This is a genomic window from Pseudoduganella sp. RAF53_2, from assembly GCF_052113985.1.
In the GTDB taxonomy this organism is placed as follows: Bacteria; Pseudomonadota; Gammaproteobacteria; order Burkholderiales; family Burkholderiaceae_D; genus Rugamonas.
In genome coordinates this window covers 1-2,962 of sequence record NZ_JBFRDW010000707.1, presented here as the reverse complement: position 1 = coordinate 2,962, position 2,962 = coordinate 1, and the positions used below count along the sequence as shown (strand labels likewise).

The 2,962-nt window shown below is 58.6% G+C and carries 4 protein-coding genes; 1 reads left to right on the top strand and 3 read right to left on the bottom strand.

The genetic code is table 11. The annotated features are described in order from the left end of the window. The 3 genes from AB4Z11_RS28165 to AB4Z11_RS28155 all read right to left on the bottom strand — a co-directional run. Positions 1–622 (bottom strand): DUF3106 domain-containing protein (locus AB4Z11_RS28165; protein ID WP_442029131.1); only part of this gene is annotated, 622 nt, incomplete at its 3' end. Then, positions 623–1,030, bottom strand: a complete 408-nt coding sequence (locus AB4Z11_RS28160; protein WP_442029130.1) for a DUF3619 family protein — start codon at positions 1,028–1,030, stop codon at positions 623–625. Next, entirely contained in the window at positions 1,027–1,596 is a 570-nt protein-coding gene (locus AB4Z11_RS28155; RefSeq protein WP_442029132.1) for an RNA polymerase sigma factor, read from the bottom strand. The genes AB4Z11_RS28160 and AB4Z11_RS28155 overlap by 4 nt, the downstream gene beginning before the upstream one ends. 471 nt (positions 1,597–2,067) lie before the next feature. Between AB4Z11_RS28155 and AB4Z11_RS28150 the strand changes: the two genes are divergently transcribed. Continuing rightward, positions 2,068–2,962: thiamine pyrophosphate-binding protein (locus AB4Z11_RS28150; RefSeq protein WP_442029129.1), on the top strand; the 895-nt coding region annotated here is incomplete at its 3' end.

Below are 2,962 nucleotides of genomic sequence, written 5' to 3'. Positions count from 1 at the left end.
GCACTGCGATACCGGTCAGGCCAGGGGCGACAGTGCCGGGCGGCACCGAGCCCGGCGCAGGCACCAGGCCTTCGCCATGCGGGCGGATCGGTTCAGGCATCTTGACCTTGGCTTGCGCCGGGGTCGGCGGCTTGACCAGCTGCTGCTTCTTGCCGGCAGCGGCTTCAGCCAGTTTCTTTTTCTGCTCTTCTGGCAGCTGCTGATACTCTTCCCACTGCGCCGATTTCTGGCCTGGGGTGATCTTCTGGAAACGCGCGTAGTTTTCGCGCACAGCCTTGCGCTCGGCCGGGCTCAGCTTGATCCACTCGGCCATGCGTTCCTGGACGCGCTTCTTGTCGTCCGGTTTCATCGAGTTCAGGCGGTTGCCGATCTCGATCCATTTTTGCTTGCGTACCGGACCCAGCTCTTCCCAGCTGTCTTTCAGCGGTTCGAGGGCTTGCTGTTGAGCAGGGGTGAGGTCGGTCCAATGGGGTTTTTCGCCAACGGCGGCGGACGCCGAGGCAGCGGTCGTGGACGACGCGGCCGGCGGCGGCACGGTGTCCTGGCGTGTGCAAGCCGCCACGGCCAAAGTCAGGCCGACGGCAGCTGCAATCCGAATTGTCCGACCGCTCACACGCGCCATTTATTGCTCGCGGGTCTCGAGGTAGGCGTTAAAACCGTGATCCAGGTAAGCGGACAGCGGCAGCTCATCCGACAGCACGGCGGCGTCCATTTCGGCCAGCTCGGCGATCGATTGCTGCTGCTCATACTGGTAGACACCGACCATGCCGCCAACAATCAGCAGCAGCGGCAGGGCTACACCCATATTTCGGACCCAGGTAAACGGATTGCTAAAGAAGCTTGCGCCGCCAGCCAGGGCGGGGGCGGTACGGGTCACGCGCACGCGTGCCGGTGCGTCGGCCCTTTTCCGGGCCAGCGCAGCTTTGCGCGCGGCAGCCAGGCGATCGGTCGTCGAGGCCGGCAGATCGTCGAGCTTTTCGTTGAGCGCGTGGCGCACCCGGTAGGCAAAGTTGATGTCTTCGGTGTTCATAGTTTAATTCCCTTGGCTTTGAGCGCTTCGGCGAGTGCGTGAGTTGCTCGTGAGCAATGTGTTTTCACGCTCCCTTCGGAACATCCCATTGCTTCGGCGGTTTCAGCCACATCCATATCCTGCCAGWAACGCATGAGGAAGGCTTCTCGTTGACGCGCCGGAAGCTTTTGCACTTCATCTTCAATTAATTGCAAGATTTGTGCACGCTCGACCTGATCGGCGCTCGACTCAGCAGCCTGGGAACCTTCTTCGGCCTCGTAAGACTCAAGTATATCAAAATCCTCATGGTCCTCATTCGACGGACCGAGGCCCGAAAAGAGGGAAACCCAGGTATTGCGAACTTTCTCGCGGCGGAAAAAGTCCAGGATGGTGGTTTGCAGAATCCGCTGGAACAGCAGGGGCAGCTCGGCCGCGGGTTTATCACCGTATTTCTCGGCGAGCTTGATCATTGCATCTTGAACGATGTCCAAAGCCGCTTCGTCCCGCCTCACCGCATAGACGGCTTGTTTGAAAGCACGCCGCTCGACGTTCTCGAGAAAATCCGATAGTTCTTTGTCTGTGGCCATGCGTTTAAGGACGGTACTGCGCGGATGATAGCTGTTTGGACAGTCCGCCATCGTAACAAAAATTGCAGTATTTCGCAGGTTTTTGTAAAGAATTGCACCGTAAATATACTTTTTGAATAATTGTCCTTGACCAAAATGGTGCAACGCAGTACCGTATAGAACGCTTTGCACACCACGAAGCTCCCCGGTTATTCGGCACAGGCACACAAAGCCGTACTGAAGAACCAGCTTTCATTTGTCAGCAGTTTGCTCTAACCCGTGCCACAAGCGCGAGAGGTAGGCGATGAAACCGCTGCATAAACTCCGGCCAAACGAGTTGCGTTTAGCCATGGCTTGTACTCCAGCTACGCATGGGGGAAGGGTTGTGGTGACCGCAGAAAGAAGGGAAGCTTGGGGACGTGCAGGGTTACGCCCACTTCGATAGGCAAGAGCATCCGATCAATCTCCTATGGACCTTGAAAGGAATGTTTCATGAATACCGAAGCTCCCATCACGGGCGCCGAGATCGTTGTCCGCTGCCTCGCTGAGGAAGGCGTAGAACACGTCTTTGGCTATCCCGGCGGCGCCGTGCTGTATATCTACGACGCCATCTTCAAGCAGGACAAATTCCAGCACATCCTGGTTCGCCATGAGCAGGCCGCTATCCATGCCGCCGATGCCTATTCGCGCAGCTCGAACAAGGTTGGCGTGGCCCTCGTGACCTCCGGTCCGGGCGTGACCAATGCCGTGACTGGCCTGTCCACCGCTTACATGGACTCCGTTCCGATGGTTGTGATTTCCGGCCAGGTGCCGAGCCACGCCATTGGCCAGGACGCCTTCCAGGAATGCGATACCGTCGGCATCACGCGTCCGGTGGTCAAGCACAACTTCCTGGTGAAGGATGTGAAAGACCTGGCCGAGACCATCAAGAAGGCCTTCTACATTGCCAGGACCGGTCGTCCTGGTCCGGTGCTGGTCGATATCCCGAAGGATATCTCCATGCACAAGCACGTCTATAACTACCCCAAAGACATCGAGATGCGTTCCTACCGTCCGGTGGACAAGGGACACGCGGGCCAGATCCGCAAGGCCGTCCAGCTGCTGCTGGCCGCCGAACGTCCGATGATCTACACCGGCGGCGGCGTGATCCTGGCGCATGCATCGAATGAACTGAACCGCATGGTCGAGAAGCTGGGCTTCCCGGTCACCAACACCCTGATGGGCCTGGGCGGTTCGCGCGCTTCCGATCCGAACTTCGTCGGCATGCCGGGCATGCACGGCACGTATGAAGCGAATATGGCGATGCAGAACTGCGACGTCCTGATCGCTATCGGCGCGCGCTTCGACGACCGCGTGATCGGCAATCCGAAACACTTCAGCACCAACC

Bases quoted from the DNA above. Each gene is read 5' to 3' on its own strand.
- AB4Z11_RS28160 (WP_442029130.1), bottom strand. From the start codon at position 1,030: ATGAACACCGAAGACATCAACTTTGCCTACCGGGTGCGCCACGCGCTC.